General features: G+C 43.9%; 19 protein-coding genes. 11 read left to right on the top strand and 8 right to left on the bottom strand.

What is annotated here, in order from left to right:
• Positions 1-407: 407 nt before the first annotated feature.
• Positions 408-2,378: an acetate--CoA ligase gene (gene acs / locus IC007_RS00755; RefSeq protein ID WP_149528211.1), complete on the top strand. Its 1,971-nt coding sequence runs from the start codon at positions 408-410 to the stop codon at positions 2,376-2,378.
• 137 nt (positions 2,379-2,515) lie between these two features.
• On the opposite strand, the gene IC007_RS00750 is transcribed toward acs, so the two are convergent.
• Together IC007_RS00750 and IC007_RS00745 are read right to left on the bottom strand one after the other, a co-directional pair.
• Positions 2,516-3,598, bottom strand: a complete 1,083-nt coding sequence (locus IC007_RS00750) for a glucose 1-dehydrogenase (RefSeq protein ID WP_149528210.1) — start codon at positions 3,596-3,598, stop codon at positions 2,516-2,518.
• Between the two features lie 289 nt (positions 3,599-3,887).
• Positions 3,888-4,349, bottom strand: a complete 462-nt coding sequence (locus IC007_RS00745) for an 8-oxo-dGTP diphosphatase (protein ID WP_054845445.1) — start codon at positions 4,347-4,349, stop codon at positions 3,888-3,890.
• 38 nt (positions 4,350-4,387) lie between these two features.
• On the opposite strand from IC007_RS00745, the gene IC007_RS00740 reads away from it, so the two are divergent.
• The 3 genes from IC007_RS00740 (at position 4,388) to IC007_RS00730 (ending at position 6,387) form a co-directional block, all read left to right on the top strand.
• Positions 4,388-5,230 carry a CBS domain-containing protein gene (locus IC007_RS00740; RefSeq protein ID WP_054845444.1) on the top strand — a complete coding sequence of 281 codons (843 nt, stop codon included), beginning with the start codon at positions 4,388-4,390 and terminating at the stop codon, positions 5,228-5,230.
• A 48-nt stretch (positions 5,231-5,278) separates the two neighbouring features.
• Positions 5,279-5,890 carry a sulfite oxidase-like oxidoreductase gene (locus IC007_RS00735; protein ID WP_054845443.1) on the top strand — a complete coding sequence of 204 codons (612 nt, stop codon included), beginning with the start codon at positions 5,279-5,281 and terminating at the stop codon, positions 5,888-5,890.
• Positions 5,891-5,964: 74 nt separating this feature from the next.
• Positions 5,965-6,387 carry a phosphate-starvation-inducible PsiE family protein gene (locus IC007_RS00730; RefSeq protein ID WP_054845442.1) on the top strand — a complete coding sequence of 141 codons (423 nt, stop codon included), beginning with the start codon at positions 5,965-5,967 and terminating at the stop codon, positions 6,385-6,387.
• A 196-nt stretch (positions 6,388-6,583) separates the two neighbouring features.
• Here the strand turns inward: IC007_RS00730 and IC007_RS00725 are convergent, their stop codons facing one another.
• On the bottom strand, positions 6,584-7,327 hold the full coding sequence (locus IC007_RS00725) for a KaiC domain-containing protein (protein WP_054845441.1): 744 nt from the start codon (positions 7,325-7,327) through the stop codon (positions 6,584-6,586).
• Between the two features lie 76 nt (positions 7,328-7,403).
• Between IC007_RS00725 and IC007_RS00720 the strand changes: the two genes are divergently transcribed.
• The 5 genes from IC007_RS00720 (at position 7,404) to IC007_RS00700 (ending at position 11,060) form a co-directional block, all read left to right on the top strand.
• Positions 7,404-7,889, top strand: coding sequence for a protein-tyrosine phosphatase family protein (locus tag IC007_RS00720; RefSeq protein WP_149528209.1), 486 nt, complete (start codon positions 7,404-7,406; stop codon positions 7,887-7,889).
• Complete coding sequence (locus IC007_RS00715) at positions 7,859-8,470, top strand: endonuclease V (protein WP_149528208.1); 612 nt, start codon at positions 7,859-7,861, stop codon at positions 8,468-8,470. Before IC007_RS00720 ends, IC007_RS00715 begins: the two co-directional genes overlap by 31 nt.
• A 281-nt stretch (positions 8,471-8,751) precedes the next feature.
• Positions 8,752-9,348, top strand: a complete 597-nt coding sequence (locus IC007_RS00710; protein ID WP_054845439.1) for a cysteine hydrolase family protein — start codon at positions 8,752-8,754, stop codon at positions 9,346-9,348.
• 6 nt (positions 9,349-9,354) lie between these two features.
• Complete coding sequence (locus IC007_RS00705; protein WP_054845438.1) at positions 9,355-10,335, top strand: DHH family phosphoesterase; 981 nt, start codon at positions 9,355-9,357, stop codon at positions 10,333-10,335.
• Between the two features lie 80 nt (positions 10,336-10,415).
• On the top strand, positions 10,416-11,060 hold the full coding sequence (locus tag IC007_RS00700) for a peroxiredoxin (protein ID WP_149528207.1): 645 nt from the start codon (positions 10,416-10,418) through the stop codon (positions 11,058-11,060).
• Positions 11,061-11,157: 97 nt separating this feature from the next.
• Here the strand turns inward: IC007_RS00700 and IC007_RS00695 are convergent, their stop codons facing one another.
• Positions 11,158-11,874 (bottom strand): metallophosphoesterase family protein, encoded by a 717-nt coding sequence (locus tag IC007_RS00695; protein ID WP_149528206.1) that lies wholly within the window; start codon positions 11,872-11,874, stop codon positions 11,158-11,160.
• 159 nt (positions 11,875-12,033) lie between these two features.
• Positions 12,034-12,228: a hypothetical protein gene (locus IC007_RS00690; protein ID WP_054845436.1), complete on the bottom strand. Its 195-nt coding sequence runs from the start codon at positions 12,226-12,228 to the stop codon at positions 12,034-12,036.
• A gap of 449 nt (positions 12,229-12,677) precedes the next feature.
• Here IC007_RS00690 and IC007_RS00685 point away from each other — a divergent pair, with 449 nt between their 5' ends.
• Positions 12,678-13,199 carry a hypothetical protein gene (locus IC007_RS00685; RefSeq protein WP_054845435.1) on the top strand — a complete coding sequence of 174 codons (522 nt, stop codon included), beginning with the start codon at positions 12,678-12,680 and terminating at the stop codon, positions 13,197-13,199.
• Positions 13,196-14,545: an ATP-binding protein gene (locus tag IC007_RS00680; RefSeq protein ID WP_149528205.1), complete on the top strand. Its 1,350-nt coding sequence runs from the start codon at positions 13,196-13,198 to the stop codon at positions 14,543-14,545. Before IC007_RS00685 ends, IC007_RS00680 begins: the two co-directional genes overlap by 4 nt.
• A 1,182-nt stretch (positions 14,546-15,727) precedes the next feature.
• Here the strand turns inward: IC007_RS00680 and IC007_RS00675 are convergent.
• The 3 genes from IC007_RS00675 to IC007_RS00665 all read right to left on the bottom strand — a co-directional run bounded on the left by IC007_RS00675 (position 15,728) and on the right by IC007_RS00665 (position 18,315).
• Positions 15,728-16,141 (bottom strand): hypothetical protein, encoded by a 414-nt coding sequence (locus tag IC007_RS00675; RefSeq protein ID WP_149528204.1) that lies wholly within the window; start codon positions 16,139-16,141, stop codon positions 15,728-15,730.
• A complete protein-coding gene (locus IC007_RS00670; RefSeq protein WP_149528203.1) occupies positions 16,134-16,730 on the bottom strand; it encodes a hypothetical protein in 597 nt (198 codons plus the stop codon). Before IC007_RS00670 ends, IC007_RS00675 begins: the two co-directional genes overlap by 8 nt.
• A 544-nt stretch (positions 16,731-17,274) precedes the next feature.
• Positions 17,275-18,315, bottom strand: a complete 1,041-nt coding sequence (locus IC007_RS00665) for a hypothetical protein (protein ID WP_149528202.1) — start codon at positions 18,313-18,315, stop codon at positions 17,275-17,277.
• Positions 18,316-18,674: the final 359 nt, after the last annotated feature.

The raw sequence follows: 18,674 nt of genomic DNA, 5'->3' as shown, positions 1-18,674 counted from the left end.
ACTTTTCTTTCACCGTAAGCAGTCTGTCTTTTTCTATTCTAATATTTAAGCAATTTGTTTTATGAAAATGTTATAAAAAAGTATAAATTCCTTTTTTAGAAATATAAAAATCAGTAAATTTTTGCGTACTTTAGTAAGCGTGTTGATATATAGCCTCAAGAATTGAAATATATGACACAGTAGGTCTTTAGATAAGCGAAAAACGTTCTTTCCTATTAGCCTATGCGGATAAATCTCGACTTGATTGAATGACGCTCTTCAAGTCATATTCATTTAGCTCGATGCTAAACTAGATATAAGCAAAATATTGATATTATAATATAAAGATCAGAAATATAACGTGATAGTTTTTAACGGTAACTGGCAAAGTTTTTTAGTACTGTTTAAGCATACTTAAACGATATAACATGGAGAACGTTTCTTCAGAAGGAAAAGAGTTGGAGGAGTTTGCCGACTATAACGAGAGAGTATACAAGGCAATGTACAAGGAAAGCGTGGAACAGCCAGGAAAATTCTGGGGGAAAGTAGCTGAGGAATTCATAACTTGGAAGGAACCTTGGAAGGAAGTTTTCGTTCAGAAAGATCCTATGACTGAGTGGTTCGTTGGAGCTAAGGTAAATGCTTGCTATAACGCTGTTGACAGACACCTTAACTCTTCAAGGAAGTTTAAGGCCGCAATAGCTTGGGAGAGCGAGAAGGGAGAGAGGAAAGTAATGACATATCAAGACCTCTATTACGAGGTCAACAAATGGGCTAACGCCCTCCTAGAGCTGGGAGTCAGGAAAGGGGACAGAGTAACCATATACATGCCCCTCACTCCGGAAGGAGTAATAGCTATGTTAGCTTGTGCCAGGATAGGGGCAATACACAGCGTGATATTCGCTGGTTTCGGACCGCAAGCGATAGCTGACAGGATTCAGGACGCGGGATCCAAAGTAGTGATAACAGCGGACGGATATTACCGTAGAGGGAAGTTAGTCGAGCTTAAGAAAGCAGTCGATGAAGCACTGGAAATCTTGGGAGAGAAGTCAACCGTGAAACACGTGTTGATATTCAGAAGGTCAAACAACGAGATATCAGTGAAGGAAGGAAGGGACGTGTTCTTTGACAATGTAGGTAAATTCAAGCCAGTTGAACCTGAGTGGGTCGAGTCTAACCATCCTCTTTTCATTCTCTATACTTCTGGTACGACGGGAAAGCCTAAGGGAATTACGCATTCAACGGGAGGATACATCACTGGAACGGGAGCGATGCTCCTCTGGAGCTATGGCCTTGACAAGGAGAACGATGTGCTCTTCAACACCTCAGATATAGGGTGGATCGTGGGACATTCCTACATCACATACTCTCCCCTAGTGATGGGTAGAACTGTAGTAATCTACGAGAGCGCACCCGACTATCCAAACCCTGACAAATGGGCTGAGCTGATAGAACACTACCGTGCAACTACGTTCGGGACGTCAGCGACTTTCCTCAGATACCTCATGAAGTACGGAGAGAGTTACATTAAAGAGCACGACTTCTCGTCCCTGAGAGTCATAGTCACTAACGGAGAGGTGCTCAACTATGCCCCCTGGAAGTTCGGGCTGGAGAGTGTCGGAGGAGGTAAGGTTTACATGTCACACCAGTGGTGGCAGACCGAGACTGGCGCACCTAACTTGGGATACCTACCGGGTCTGTTCTATCTTAAGATGAAGTCAGGTCCTTCCTCGGGATTCCCTCTGCCTGGGAACAAGATAAAGGTAGTAAACGAGCAGGGAAGCCTAGCCTCGCCAAGGGAAAGAGGTTACCTTGTGATGGAACCGCCGTTCCCGCCCAACATGATGATAGCCATGTGGAACGATCCCGGAAACGAAAGGATAAAGAAGACTTACTTCAGTAAGTTCGGTAATATGTATTACCCAGGAGACTACGCAATGATAGATGAAGGAGGTTACGTGTGGGTTTTAGGCAGGGCTGACGAGACGCTGAAGATAGCTGCACACAGGATAGGCGCAGGAGAGGTCGAATCAGCGATAACTTCATACCCCGCCGTAGCTGAGGCTGCGGTTGTAGGAGTTCCTGATCCTCAAAAAGGAGAGACCGCGCACGCTTTCGTCGTGCTGAAACAGGGATACGAACCGTCTGAGAAGTTAGCTAAAGAAATCCAGAACCACGTGAAGACAGTTATGGGTGCAATAGTGATCCCTGAGGTGCACTTCGTCAACGCGTTGCCGAAGACTAGATCGGGGAAAGTTATGAGAAGGGTAATCAAGGCAGTAGTGACAGGGTCCAGCACCGGGGACATCTCGACAATGGAGGACGAGGCCTCAATGGAGGAGATAAAGAAGGCATCGGAGGAGCTGAAAAGACAGCTAAACAGTACTGCCACTAAGTAAAGCCGTTTTCGTTCTTTATTGTTCTCTTATATTATTTCTCTTTTTATTCTCATATTTTTGTCACCAGTACATTATTAAATTAGGAAATCGCCAAGATATCAGATTTTAGAAAAAGAATTAGGTCTTCTTGTTAGAGTTCACTTGCTCCACTCTATGACAGTCTTTATGCTTCCCTTTTCCTTCTCAAGTATGGCGTCCTGCGTTTCTTCAGGTTTAACTACCTTAGTTATCATATCCTGAAGCACGCCGTTATACCTAGACTTCCATACCGAGAGAAAAGTCATGCCTTGTTCGAAGTCCAACTTACTCGCATTGACGCTCCCTATCACGGAAATGTTGTATTCCACAAAGAACGTTATCAGGTCTGAGGTTATCTCTGCCTTTTCCCCTCCAACAGTCCCGAAGAGTAGAAGGACACCATTGCGCTTCATTTTCCTGAGGAGCGGTATGAAGGCTGAAGGGTAGCCTGACGTATCTACTATTACGTCGCTCTCAGGCACGTCGTCCAGACCCTTTGAAGTATTGACGAAAGAATATCCCACCACCCTAGATATTTTATCCTCTATCTGGTTAGGATCCCTCCTGTTGACTACGGTGACCTTAAATCCGTTGTCCTTGAAGACCATCGCGAAGAACTGACCTATCGGTCCGGAACCTATGATTGTGGCTTTCCTACACCCAAACGTGGAATCATCGCAGTTCCATACGCTTCGCTTTTGGACGAAAACTAATTCGTTGTAAGCCTTCATTACGTTAGATAAGGGCTCAGCTAGGACTGCTAGTTCACCCAAGTCTCGTGGTACCTTTACTAGGTACTTCGCGTCGTCCACGAACTCTTCCCTCATAAAACCCTGCATGCCCCTAATCCCAGCTTCTATGAATTCTCCTGTCTCGCAGAAGTCTTGTCTCCCAATCTTGCAGTTAAGGCATTTGCTACACCCTCTCCTAACCACGGGAACTACTAGATCCCCTTCTTTAAGGTCAACGTTTTGTCCTACTTCCTCGGCTCTGGCCAGACCCTCATGTCCTAACACTAAATAATCAGCTCCTTCTGGAGGTCTAGCGAAGCTCAGCTTCCCCGTCACTATCCCTCTATCTGTCCCGCAGATCCCGACCCTGAGAGTCCTCAACTTTACTTCATTCTCACCTACAGTTTCTTTCAATTCTACATCTTTTAGAGTAGCTCCTTTTTCCCCTGGTTTAACTACTATTGCTTTCATATTATTTCTTTGCCATACTTCTTTATTACCTTAATTACAAACGCGTCTATATTCACATTGAATAACTTCATAGGTGCGCATGAAAAATGACTCCCTCCCACCATAACGCTTAACCTAGTCAAGGTAAGACGAGAGGTAGTAAGTTTCATTGTACGATATCCCGTAAGGAAAAGTTTCACGGACAGCCAGGTTATACAAGACATCATGTGTACTTGAAGGTTCCTCAATTTCTCCAACTTACCAATTTTAATAACTTCTCTTAATAGTGTTTGTAAGGCTCTCTCCTAATTTAAAATGAGGCTTCCTTGCACTCTCCTCCATGATACTGCTTCCAATCGCTGGAGAAAAGGAACTCACATTTCACTTTCTTTCCGCTCATGACCATCGGTATCCAAACCTTATCGTCCTCCCACATCTTGTCTAAAGGTATCTCCTTAACCCATAGCGGTCTCCCTTCGTCTGATTCACATAACTCTCCATTGTACTTCTTGATTTCGTAAATGCTCATTTGACTTATTTCCCCGTCGTCGAGCCTGTAAGTTATTTCGCCCACCTTCTCTAGCTCCTCGCCGTTAAGGCAAGTCTCTTCCTTCAGTTCCCTTACAGCACACTCACAAGGTTTCTCACCCTTTTCTACCTTTCCTCCAGGGAAGTTGTAGTACCCTTCACCTAACCCCTTCTTCTTCAGAAACATCAGGAACTCCCCTTTTTTCCTAACTATAGCTAGACACGTTCTTCTGTAATCGTTCATGATATTTTTTAAGCATAAAAACTAATAAAAAGTTACATATGACACTCGGGAATATCTTGATAAAGACTTTGATGATCCCAGACCCTCCTACGCTGAACAAGGACGAACCTTTGGTGGAGGCAATATCAAAGGTGAACAAGTTCGGACTGGGCAGAGTTATAGTAGGCAAGGAAAAAGTTGAAGGGTTAGTCACAACCAGGGACCTGCTCGAGCTGATAGTTGAACAGTGTCCCTCTCAATGCCCAGAAGACGTAATGAAGAAGGTACTTTACGGTCCCGTAAAGGACCACATGGTATGTTCTCCTTCTGTTGCTTACGAGGAAGACATTGCACTGGACGTCATAAATGTCATGGTTTCTCATGATTACGGTTCAATGCCGGTAGTAGACAAGACACACTCCCCCAAGGGGATAGTAACTGAAAGAGAATTCCTGCTTCTTTACCAAGACCTGCCAAGGCTCTATAAAGTGAAGTCATTCGCCACTACAAGAGTCGCAACGATAGACGGTGGGGTGAGGCTAGAGGAAGCTGTATCCCTAATGATGAAGAGGGGTTTCAGGAGGTTGCCAGTTGTTAATGAGGAAGGTAAAGTGAAAGGGATCATAACTGCAACTGACGCGATAAAAGCGTTCGCCAAATTCGTTGAGAAAAAAGACCCTTCACTGTTCTTCGGTAAGAAAGTCTCAGAAATCATGAAGTTCCCCATCCTTTCCATAGATCCAGAAACATACGTGAACGACGCAGCGAAGGAGCTGTTGGACAAGAAGAAGGGATCATTCATAATCATGGATAAAGAAGGAAGTGCGACGGGAATCATAACTGAACGTGACCTTCTAATAGCTCTTCATCACATGTTGCACATGCAGAGCATGAAGAGGTGAAGAATTCTCCTAACTCTTGTTTTTTAACCGCGTTAACTATACTAATGTATGGAAAAGCAAACTAAAGAAATGCCACCCAATCAACACGTAGTTAAGAACTTCATAATTTACGCGGAGTTCGGAATTCCAGAAGTGGAGATACAAAAATACAACCTGAAAGTAACTGGGTTAGTACAGAACGAGCTTTCCTTCACTTACGATCAGCTAATGAAGGAGTTGCCCCACGCCAAAGTGAAGACTGATTTCCACTGTGTCACGGGGTGGAGCGTACTCGATGTGGAATGGGAAGGAGTGCCCTTCTCTTACCTATTGGAGAAGGCCGGAGTTAAGGACAACGTTAAGTGGGTGAACTTCTACAGCTTGGATGGATACACCACGATTATACCGTTCGAGGACTTGAAGAACGATCCCCAATCCATGGTAGCCTTGCTGATGAACGGAAAGCCAATTCCCGATAAGAACGGATTCCCTGCTAGGCCGATAATTCCGCACTTGTATGGTTGGAAGAGCGCCAAGTGGCTGACGGAGATCCAGTTCATGGACAAATACATTGACGGGTATTGGGAAGAGAGAGGATATCACGAGAGAGGTAACGTATGGGACGAGGAGAGGTTTAAAGGCATGTCGGGAAAACACTCTAGGAAGAGGCCAATACTTTGACATGAATAGAGCCTCAGACCACGGAGGACCTCCTCTGAGTACTTTTTTAATCGTGATGGTCTAAGTCTTATAGCTTGAAAGTACCTTTCGATAAGATAAAATTTGATGACAAATTACTTTTTAAAATAATTGGGATTGTTGTAAGGGCTTTAGTTGTTTTTGCAATAATAGTACAGATAGGAATAACAATTTTCTTCACAGCTTTTGCAGCCATAACCGTGGGAGTAACTGCATTGGTGTCAACTGCTATAGAGGACGCACTTCTGATCATAGTGTTGTTGGAGATATACCTTGCTATTGAGGACTACTTGTCGGGAAAGGGGAGAACTGCAAGCTACGTCATAGATGCCTCTATCTCTTTCGTAGTAAGGGAAATACTGATAGATGTCTTCAACGGAATTACAACCAACTCTACCCTTCTAGTACTAGCAGGCATAGTAGCTATCCTCTCGTTCTCTAGGTTTCTGACGAGCAAAGCTGAGAGCGGTAAAGCATAACTCTATCTGAAGGTAAGACACTCTAGTAGCCTTATTTTAAACTGTATGAAGACCATAAATCCATGAAAGCTATAAAACCGGGGTCTCATTCCTTTTATTCTAGATAAGGAATTTTTACCGTCAGTCTTGAGGTGATCTTTTCTCTAATGTTGAGCAGAAAAGACTCCCTCTCTCTCATTATCTGAAGGGAAGTAGTTCATTTCATAAGCTTGAAGTCCTCGGCCCTCTCATCGACTTTCCCGAGGAGTACGAACCCTCTTCCCTTCTCCACATCGACTTCCCACACGTGCTTATCGTGGTCGGTCTGTCTCATCTTCTCTATGATGATGAACTTCCTCAACCTTCCGTTCTTGACTACCCTTCTGAACCTTATGATACCGTCAGCGACGTGTTCTATTCCGAACCCGAAAGCTTGCGAGGTGGTAACTGCGTACTGTGAGGTCATGTACGTTGTGAACTTCCATTTATCGAGAGAACGCTTCAGGTAATAACTTATCTTCCTCGCCATTGCAGGTTTGTCGAGGAAGAGGGTACTGACGCTGTCTATGACAAGCCTCCCTTTTCCATAACCTAAAACCTTCTTAGCCTCTATTACCTTCTGCACGACCTCCTCTGCAGTCACTTTCATCAGAGACCACTGATCGTCTTTCTCCTTCATGAGGGCGTCTATGATCACCAATTTCTTTCCAAGATGTGAGGAGAAGTCCCACCCGAACTGAGAGGCTTGTCTGGTTATAGATTCCCTCCTCTCCTCGGTAGTGACGTAAACGCAAGGGTCACCTTTTCGTAGGCCTTCCGCTATGAAGTGAAGGGAGAAAATCGTCTTGCCTGTCCCAGGCTCTCCCGTGAGGGCTACCACGAAGCCTTGAGGGATCCCTCCCTCTACAAGTCTATCAAATCCAGGAACTCCAGTAGACAGTCTTTCAAATTCCTCCTGCATAATATTTAACTCTCCCCCCGTAAGATAATAAGCTGAACTATGAGGAGCAGCGGATCATCTGAAGGGTGCGTGATGAATGTATTGGGTTAAGAAGAACGAGTTAGCAGGATCATGTATCCCTTACATGGAGGCTGAAATCCAGCAGTGGGTCATGGAGGGAATCAAGAGGGTCGTAGTCTTGCCGGAGGAATGGGAAATAGAGGAATCGTGGGGAGATAAGGACTACTATTTTTCAATCTTGAGGAAATACAACTTGGACTTCATACACGTCCCTGTGGAGGACAACATGCCTCCATCCATGGAACAGTTCGTTCAAATTGCGAGGTGGATTAAAGAAAAAAGAAACAACTCTCCTACACTGGTTCACTGTGTGGGCGGAATAGGAAGGACTGGAACCGTGCTTAGCTCCCTGCTAGTGTTGGAAGGTCTACCCTTCGACAAAGCGATAGAAACCGTCAGGGAAAAGAGGGAAGGCGCGGTCCAAAGCTACAAACAAGAGCTATTCGTAAAGGAAGTTGAGGAGAAGGCAGAATGGTTGAAGAGCATACTCTCCTCTTCTTGAGGTACCTGCAAGGCATGTTCGCCTCATCGATAAAAGAGGAGAGACTGGACTTGCAGGAAGTGAACCAAGTTTGCGCAGTTGACGTTGCCTATGAAGGAAAGACCGGGTTCGCAGTTGCTTCGCGCGGGACGTTAGACGAGGTAATGGAACATCGAGTTTACTCCGGAGAAGTGGACTTCCCTTACATCTCGGGATACCTCTTCATGAGGGAGGCTCCGATAATGATGAGGGCATTGGAAGGGATGGAGTGCGACCTTCTCCTTGTAGACGGGCACGGGACCGCTCACCCCAGGAGGAGCGGGATCGCCGTAGTCCTCGGAGTCCTCCTGGATATCCCAACTATTGGAATAGCAAAGTCCAGACTCACAGGGGAGATAGTCCAGGACGGGGACGTGAACTATGTTGTAGTTAACGGGAGAAGAGAAGGCGTGAAGGTTGGAAGGTATTTCTACAGCATTGGCAATAAGGCGAACCTTGATAACTGTGTTGAGCTATCAAGAAAGGGTTATCCACAGATTCTTCGAGAGACGGACAAGCTAACCAAGGAACATAAAAAGAAGGAAAAGGAAAAGGGAAAATGACATAGTCTATTTTGCGAGATGAGACACAGATTACAGTATTGGGGAAAGCAAGGAATCAACTGAGCGATTCAGGTTTCCATTGTAGATTGTAATTATCACAAAAATAGATCACATAAAGGAAATTGCCAAGCGTGAATCCTTACCCAGTCCATGCGAGAGCGTTCAATTAAATTCATTTGATTTAGATAAATAAACTGAATTCGCAAAGGAGACGTGATCCCCAAACGAGTAGCCATCAACAACGTGAATCCATTTTAATATAGATAGCAAAAGTAGTATATATGCAGGTTAAAGTACCGGAAATCCACGAAAAGGAGAAGGTTGATCTCCCTCCATCGTCAACGGCTCTCCTGATAGTTGACATGCAGAACGACTTCGTACACAAGGACGGGAAGCTCTACGTCCCTGACGCTGAGAAAACCGTGGAGCCAATAAGGGATCTGATCAAGAAGTTCAGGAATTCCGGCTCATTGGTAATCTACACACAAGACTGGCACATGAAGGACGACCCGGAGTTCAAGATATGGGGAGAGCACGCCTTAGCTGGGACTTGGGGAGCTGAGATATACTCTGACTTGTCTCCAGACAAGGACGACTTCCTGATCAGGAAATACAGATACGATGCGTTCTTCGGTACTTCACTGGACTACCTCCTGAGGGTTAAGAACATCAAGAACATCGTAGTGACGGGTACGGTCGCTAACATATGCGTTCTTCACACTGCAGGGAGCGCAGCGCTTAGGTGGTACAACGTGATAGTCCCGAAAGAGGGGATCTCCGCACTTGACGAATTCGATTATTTCTCCACCCTGAGACAAGTGGATTTCCTTTACAAGGGCATAATAACTACATTTAAAGGAGTTAACCTACAAGATTAACAAGAAATGGAAGATTACTACGCGATAGTCCACAATGACTTTGACGGCACTGCGTCTGCAGCAGTCTATGCAAGAGCAGTGGGTCAACTGCCTAAAAACACTTTTTTCACTGAACCTACTCGTCTCCACAACTTCCTCAACAAGTTGGAACTCAGAGGAGTAAAGAAAATAGTCATGGCTGACCTCGGAGCTAACGGTTCCACAATAGACGCTGTAGTGGAGAGATTGAAGTGGATAACCTCTCAAGGCGTTGAAGTTCAATGGTTCGACCATCACGTTTGGAAGGACGAGTGGAAGACAAAAGTCACAGAGGCTGGAGTCAAGCTGTATCACGACGTTTCAACGTGCGGAGCAGGAGTCGTACACAAGAACATGAACCCTGACGATGATTTCTCGTCGAAGCTAGCTTCAGCGGACTGCTCTGTGGACATATGGCTCCACGACGATCCAATGGGGGAGAAGCTCAGGAGGGTAGTAGAGTACTCACCGGATTTCTCGTGGAAAATACACCTGATGGAGATTTTCTACAAAGGAGTCCTCTGGAACGATGAGTTCCAGTCTATACTGGAGAGGAAAGTGGACGAGGAACTCAAAGGGTACAACAAGCTCAACAAGTACTTCAAGGTCATAGAGATAGACGGAAAGAAGGTCGCCGTGGCCATAAGGTGGCGCGGCCCTCCTGACATAAGTTACGCCTCTCAGTACATCATGACCAGGACTGGTGCAGTGGTCTTCGTGTCAGCTAACGGAAAATCAATTTCATTCAGGAGCTCAAAATACGAGATTAGGAGGTTCGCCCTAGAGTTCGGCGGTGGGGGGCATCCCCTAGCAGCTGGAGCGGCACTTAGGGTCCCTGCAATTCACCGCTTCTTCAGGAGGATAGGAGTGAGGAGGTTCATGATGAACTGGGTCACCGACAAGGTAGAGAACGCAATCAGGAACGCTGGATTTCAGGAATTCAGAGAGAATAGAGCAATGTCTCATTGACCAATAAAAACGGTTTTTCTCCATTAATCTTAAGATAACCTTAAAGGATACAGTGAGTGTTAAGTTGTAGTGAATACAAAATGAAACTCTACCAAAAGTTCCCTGAGACACAAGTCCTCACGACTCAAGGTGTAATCGACTTCTACAAGGATATATTCGGGAAAGGAAAGTGGTTGTTCCTCTTCGCCCACCCAGCTGACTTCACTCCAGTATGCACGACGGAGTTCGTTGAGTTCTCCAAAGCGTATAACGACTTCGCTAACCTCGGAGTACAGTTAGTAGGGCTGAGCGTTGATAGCGTGTACTCCCATATAGAGTGGCTCAAGGACATCCAGGAGAAATACGGAGTAAAGGTACCGTTCCCCGTCATAGCCGACCCAGACAAGAAGTTCGCAAGGCTCCTCGACATAGTAGACGAGGCATCAGGACAGACAATAAGGGGAGTCTTCCTGGTTAGCCCTGACGGAGTAATCAGGTTCATGGCTTATTATCCTCTCGAGGCAGGAAGAAAGATATCCGAATTACTGAGAATAACTAAGGCGATGATAGTGAACTACAAGGCAAAGGTAGTCCTACCAGCAAACTGGGAGCCAGGTCAGGACGTCATAGTGCCTCCACCAAACGTCTTCGATGAGGCAACCATGAGGATGAAGATGCCAAAGGCTAAGGCATGGTACCTACTGTTCAAGGACTACAACGAACTCCCTTCAGACCAGAAAGTGTGAAATACTGCTCTCTTTTTAACAGCCCCCATATCTATATTTTTATCTTTTTAGAATAATCGTGAATTTATTATTTTACGTCTAAATATTATACACGCTATCATTTTACCTCTTTTTCTCTCTCGTCTCTATCATTACTGTCCGTCACAATATTCGGTACATCTATTTTCACCACGTCCTGGTTGGCGGGGAGGGCGACGTTATACACCTTGGTTTTACCGTTAAAGTAGAGCGTCCTCTTCGCGAAGTGAGCGTGACCGTGAATAGCTATATCGGGAGCGCACCTCACTTTCTCCACCAACGGGTATCCAAGGTAAGGGTAAATAGATTCCTTCTCACCTAAAACCGTCTCGAGAGAAGAGGCATAGTGTGTTACCAAGATCCTGAAATCAGCTTCCTCGCAGAGAAGTTCGTCTATCCTTTCCATTCTCTTTTTAAAGTAACTCTCGTCTATCCCCAGGAGTCTCTGAAACCTAGTTGGGCGTTGCAGGACCCCCTCACTGCCGACGACCAGAACCCTCTTTGTTCCTATCCTGAATACCTCGGAGGAATCATCAAGCCACGTAAAAGACGGGTATTCCTCCTTATATCTCTCCCTGAAATTACGAAAGTCTTCGTTCCCGAAGACCGCGACACACCTCCTATCTTTTAATTCTTCGTAAATTGGGTATAAGTGCTTATACCCTCCCCTCTCCGCCAAGTCCCCGGCTAAAACGAAAAGGTCGAAGCCCCCGTCAACTATTTTACGCTTGAGTGATATCAAGAACTTTCCCGTCCATTTCGGAGAATGGATATCAGATGAAGCTAGAATCCTCATTGAGATAGATGTAACCTAGGTTCCTTTTATTTTTTTGTGAGAAATGAGAGAAACTTGGACAGGAAAGCACAACTTTCTTCTTTAATCAAGACTAATACTAAAAACTATAATTAGTTTTTATTAATTTTATATGTATAAATCTTGAGAAGTATATATATTTCAGAGAGCCTCTTTTTCCTCCAATTTCCTCATAAGCTCCGATATTCTCTCCTCCAACCCTCTCATTTTCTGCGACTTCGCTTCTGTCATGAGCTCTTTCAGCCTGCCTTCAATTTCCTCGCATTCGTCCTGGTTACACCCCTCTATTTTCAGTTCAATTATGTTCAATTCCCTTCTGATTTCGGTTTCGTCCATATGTATCAGGTGTTTCACAAGTGACATAAATGTCTATATTTACTGTTTACATGTTCTCGATTAGCGTGTGAACTATCCTGCCTTACGGACGGTATCTCTAACTCGCGACAGAGACTTCCTACTTCTCAAAGGAACCTCGATCCCTCCTCACCCACAGCTTTCTACCGAACGGAAACGCCTTAACACCCAGTGCGGAGAGGGTACGGAGGGTTACTCTCCATAAGCTTGTCCCCCTAAGAGTATGACCAAGCTCCTACAGCCTAATTCTAGGAAAATTTTTACATTAAACATAAAAAACATTTTTACAAGGGGGCTCCCTTCCCCCATTAGGTTAAACGTCGAGCTCTACTCGTCGTCTTCCTAATATCTGAAGTCTTGAAGGAGAATGTAAGCGGATAAGGTGCAAATCCTTTTGAACCTAAACACTTGAAGCAAAATAATCGATTTGGATGGACAAGGAAACTGTTCTACAACTCATCAAGGACACATACCACAAGGAAGGGAAGCCGGTCTCTCTCTCCAGGCTTAAGAAGAGGCTAGGGATAAGGGATAGCTCCGAGTTACTTAAAGCCTTGGCTGAGCTCAAGAACGAAAATAAGGTAAGCGAGAAGACTTCAGGGTCAGGCAGATCTTTCTCTCCAGTTATGACAGAAAGAGCGGACGACGTGATAAAGACCCTAATGAACGAGGTGAAATCACTTAAGGAAGAAGTGAGGGAACTGAAGGAGAGCAAAGCAAAGGTGGATTACGCTTCCTTTGACGAGGCTTACCAGAGGATAAGTGATTCCCTAGGTTACGCTTCCCTTGAGAGGATCAGGATAGAGCTTGGGATGTCCAAGGAAGACTTCTACAGCAAGTTCAGGAGACACATTGAGGAGAACTACGAAATGATAGCGGGCGGAGACGACGGGTACGTGAGGAAAGGCGTCCTGTTCGGCATAATAAAGAGGAAGAAGGGTGAGAAGAAATGACCTTATGTAAGATTCCCAAGGTAACCGTGACTACGTGGAGCGTCAAGAACGTGGTATTAGCCGGGCCAACTTACAGGAAATACTATGAGAAGAGCTTATCCCTGATGAAGGAAGGTCAGGTCGCTTCCATAATAGGCCAGCCTGGGATGGGGAAGACGACGATCCTGAAGAAGCTGGAGGAGAGTTCCAAGGAATGGATGAAACCGATCTTCCTCGATATGGCAAACAAGGACGACCTATCCTCGGAGTTCTGGACGAAGATAGACGTAACGGAGATAAGGAAAGAGTCCATCTCAAAGCTCGAGAACAGAAAGAAAGAGTTAGGATACAACTTCTGGAAGAAACTGATGGGGGTCAAGTTCTGGGATCACGTGGAGAAGATGTGCGGGAAAGCCGACGACCTAGACATGAGGCTCTTCTGCATGAACTACCCACACAACTATGACGGGATGATATCCCTGATCAGGGACCTGAAGGAAGGCCACAAGATAGGATTACTGATAGACGAGGTGAGGGACACTCACCTGAGCTTGATACACCGTGTAATAAACGCTGGGTTGAACATACCCATTATCATGGCCATACCGACGGACTCGTTCAGCAGGATAGAGGACTTAGCTCTCCGCAGGAGGATAGAGGAGAGCAGGATATCCCTAGACGACGGGGTGACTGAGGAGGACGTCAAGGAGATAGTGGAGACTTACTGCGGTGAGTTCGGAGACCTTCTACTACCCATGGTGAACTTACTGTGGAAGGGAAGGGAATTGCCATCCATAAGTTCGATCCTGCAGTTCCTGAGGTCTGAGTCCGAGAAGGCTGAAAAGGAATGCGGGAACTCGCTGGAGTGCTTGAGGGGATATGTGGAGAAGTCGATGTCACTGAAGGACCCAATAGAGGAAACGTCCAAGATGGAGAAGAGAGTGAGGGAAGCCCTTTCGCTTCTCACAGCGGAGCTCTCCATAAAGTACCTACACCCTAGGGGTAAGAGGGTATTCGACGCTAACGGAAGGGGCGTCCTAGCGTCCATATTCTTCATCAGCGACGACAGAGCCTTCATAGGCACTGTCAAGCTGTCGAAAGACGGCAATCTGCCTGACAAGGTAGATGTGGACAGCTTCCTTACCGTGAACACGGTAGAACATGAGAAGAAGGAGTACAAGGTGGAAGGTAAGTTTGTAATCACTAACGCTAACGTGACCGGAGATAACTTCATACAGCTAAGTACAATAGAAGCGCTGAGGATAATAGACGGTGACTTGGACATCCTCATAGAGAAGCTGAGGAAAGCATTGAAAGTCAGATCATTAGAACTACAGCAAACCCAGGAGGCCGAACAGCCAGCATGAAGTTGCCCCTTGCCGTGAAGCCTTGTCGAAGAAAGTCTTCTTTGTAGAGGACTCTTAAGACGTTTTTGTGATCGTTTCGCTCTTCCTCTGCATGTTCTCATGTTTCCTTTCTTGATATCTCTCATTAGATCAAGATAAGGTAGGCCGGGCTACTTTAGTAGCCGAATATAGGAATAGCAAGAGGATATTTTCACTGTTGTTTCACCAAATTATTTCGTCTGAAAGATATGGGGTAATTCAGGTTTCCATCTTAAATTGTAATTATAGCAAAAATAGACCAAATAAAGGAAACTGCTAAGCGCGAACCCTCACCCAGTCTATACTAGAGCGTTTGATTAAATTCATTCTAATTCTATAAATAAACTGAATTCGCAAAGGAGACGCGAATCGTCCATGGAGACCTAAATGAAACTTTCTCAGCGATTCTCTAACACTTTTGAAAAAGCACTTAATATATAAGATAAGCTACAGAGCGACAAGGAGCCGTTCTTTTCTGACGTAAGGCTTTTAGAGTATTAGAGTATCAAAAGATCTTTCAACTTAGCTAGAGCTTTTGAGACTTTGAGTAAAATATGTCTGTCCGAATACGGTGGGTTAATTGTATGTCAGCTCTTCTAGTAGCTGCAGCTGAAAGAAGAGGGATTATAACTTCCAGTTACGAGCAGAAGGTTATAAATTCCTTAGAAATATTAGAAAGACATTCTTTAAATATGAGATATCCCACCTTAGATTTTCCCCGCATTAATGACTTGAAATAGTCTATCGATATCAAATATTTCCAATTCATTAGTCAATATATCTTTACAATTCTCTGCAGATGTATTAATTGTTATTTTCGAACTGTTTTTTATAATATTTTCTAACAGTTCTACAATATTGTTACGCATATTCGAGAAATCGTCATCGTTAGTGACAAAAATTACTCTATCAAAAATTTAATTTCTTAATATTATATAAACCAATTTGAACATTATTTGATCAAACCTACTAGGCTTTTTGTTCTTATTTTTTCTGTTGTTCTGTATTCCCTCCTCTATTAATTGAAGTTCCACTAGCATATCTGTGCTAAAATGAACGTGCCCTATTATCTTAAACTTACTTGCGATAAGGTTAATCACTGAATTTGCATAGTCTTCTAGACCCTTTGCATTTCTCTTTGTAGTAATCTCTTCCTCTATATCCTCATCTTTTATACCTTAATATTCTTTCTTTATACGCCTTAAAGAATAACTTAGAGATATACACCCTTATATGACCGTGGGGGATGCTATCTTTGTAATATGTCTCCCATATCCTTTCATAGTGCTCCTCGAAGTCCTTTTCAATGCCCTCTATTATTCTTAATCTATCAGAAATTTTCAGGGAATCCCAGCTGTCGTTTCGTAGGACTTCACATATGATAATATGAGAGAATAGTTTATAGCTATCAGAGATTATTCCTAGAACCTCTTCAATCGTGTAGACTAAAATGTAGCAGTTGTTTAGCTTGTCGATGGACTCAGCCAATTTCCTTTTCTTATCATCATTGTAATATAACCAGGTGATCACTGCATTGGTATCAAATATGTATGCAGTATTAGTAGGCTTATTACTCATTTTCTGTACCATGAATTCTAGAAAATAGATAATAACCTAGAGAATTTCCTGAGGGTAAGACCTCGTCTTTGGTCACATATAAAAGAATCCCTGTCAGATCAGAGATGTAGGGGTATATCCTATTTTCCTTAACATACATGATCAGAGGGGTTCCTAAAATTCCCACCAACGAATTTACAGCACCAAGGATCCTCTTCTTTGGACACTCTGCAGTCTTCATGTTAGGATCCACCTTTAACTCCGTTAGTCTCAGATAGGCTTTTGTTAAAAACTTGAGATACAAAGAATAATATATAGTTATTTGAAAGTTTAATGAGGAGGAGTTCATTACTTCTTTCCAGAACTTATCCTCATTTTTGCTTAATGACTCAATTAGTTTTTCAAGCCCTCTTATTATAATATCCCTATATTGTCCAATAGTGGTGTTATGCTCTATGATGGAATTGTAGAGCTTTATGTCTTCTCCTATTTCGTTTACGTTGTCTAACACCTCAGGTGCCTCTTCTTCGTTGCCTCCTAATAAAGACAGAGTAGATTCCATTATTGAAATGATATTCTCCTCGTATTTTTTAACGAGATACTCCCGCATTTTTTCTAATAGTTCTATAGGGAAGTTTTTATATTTCTTATCATGAAATTGATCATAATAGTCCTCCAGTGAAATTGAGAAGTCATTTAGCATGATTTAACATGCTACTATTAATCAGAGTATTAGAAAAGAGTTTCCTTTAAGCTCAAGTTCAAGCTGTATAGCGGACAGGGAAACGCCTCGAAGTTCTCGTAAATGCATGTTATTTTTCTCTCTCTTTAACTGAAATATTTCATGATAGATTTCCCCCAGTAGATTTTAGACGTTAGAGTTCAGGTTCGACCGAGGATCGTCTCTTCTAGACCCACAGTCCGAAGTCTAATCTCCAGCCAAAAGTTCTAGTAGATCAAAACGCCTTCAATGACCTCACTTATTCTTTTCAATTCCTTATTAGCAAGGACTGTGCCACTGATAGTGGAGGCTTCAAGAAGACTAAGTGGGCCTTCTGTCCCCTCTAACCCATCAGGAGAATAAGAGCTACAGCTCTATTCTCGATTAGCTTTTGTCGGATAGCTTTTATCGGAAAATCCTACGTGTTTTTTATCTACTTCAGTTTGTAAATGGTGATTAAGTCCGAGATGTCGCTTATCTTCTCAAAGAGGTCCCTGAAGACAGGCAAGGAGTCGAGGAAGGAGTAAAACATCTCCCTCTCAGCGTTCTCTCGACTGAGGACATGGACTCCTATTTCGTGAGCTAATGAGAGGACTTTCTCGTCCCCACCTCCACACACCACGAACACTAGATTGGGAATCTCCCTGGTTATCACGACCGAGTTGAGGACGTTTCTTAGGTCGTTCACGGTGCACTCCCTGTCCTTTGGCGAAGTGAAGACCCATACCCTGTTTTTAATCCTCGTAGAGTTCCTTTCGCCTATCAGGTCTATCCTCACTCTCCCTTCTCCGGGTACATCAACTTCCCTGGAAGTAACCGAAAACCCAAGTTTACTTAAAAGGAAAGAGATCGACTCCTCCAGTCCCACTTCATTCCTGCTGGTTCCAGAGGAAAGGGCTTCTAAAAGTTGTTTTGGCATTACGAAGTGCACTACCCTATCGTTGTTGGTGGAGTGTTCGAGAGTGAACTCCGGCTTCACCACTGTCACCGGTAAGTCGTTTACTATCCTCTCCATCAGTTCGTTGTTAAGCTCATAGTCCTCCTTCAATATCTCGAACGCTGACGCGATCTCCCCCTCCTCTTTTCTTCCGGAGTTGAGTAACTTCAGGACCCTGTCGTCCACGTTCCCTCTCATGATCGATTTAATCTCAACGTTGCTCAAGTTCATTGACGTGAGCTGTACAACGTCACGGATGTCTTGGATACATACTGAGTGGTCTATTCCTTCACATCTAGAGTCTTTGAAACACTGCTTCACTTCCTGAATCAAGGAATCGAACGATTCCCTGTCTACTATGGTCATCCTCCTCCTTGCAGACGACAGCAACATTTCTATCGAATTTATCGAGAAGTCTACACACCCCCACGTCCTGTACTCAAGAAGGGAGAGAATCAGGGTAAGAACCGGTAAACTTGTCTTATCACCCATTAACTTGCTGAACTTTGACATTAAACAGTCCTTAAGATCCTCCATGTCTTGAAATCCACTTGGTTAGCAATAAGGTTTTCATGTCACTGTCCCAAGGCGAAATTCACTCCCTGAGGTTTAAGTTAACAGGAGTTGAGGGGAGGAAGACCCATCCGTGATAGACCCGAAATAGCTTAGCTAAATATAATACTGATCAATAAATCTATATTAGTATGTATGTATGAAAAATATCTAGAAAGAAAATATTTTTATTTATATATTTTTAAAATAAAAATATTTATTTATTATTTTTTAATATTTATAAAAAGATTTGAGAATAAGCCAAGCATATGACCCAGGTAAATGGACATCCGCCTCCTTAGACCTTAAAAAGCCAAGGCAATCATGGATTAGCCCATAGCTCG

Source organism: Sulfuracidifex tepidarius (genome assembly GCF_008326425.1).
GTDB lineage: Archaea > Thermoproteota > Thermoprotei_A > Sulfolobales > Sulfolobaceae > Sulfuracidifex > Sulfuracidifex tepidarius.
Note: the sequence above shows the minus strand (reverse complement) of the source record. Positions and strands in the feature narration are given on the sequence as shown.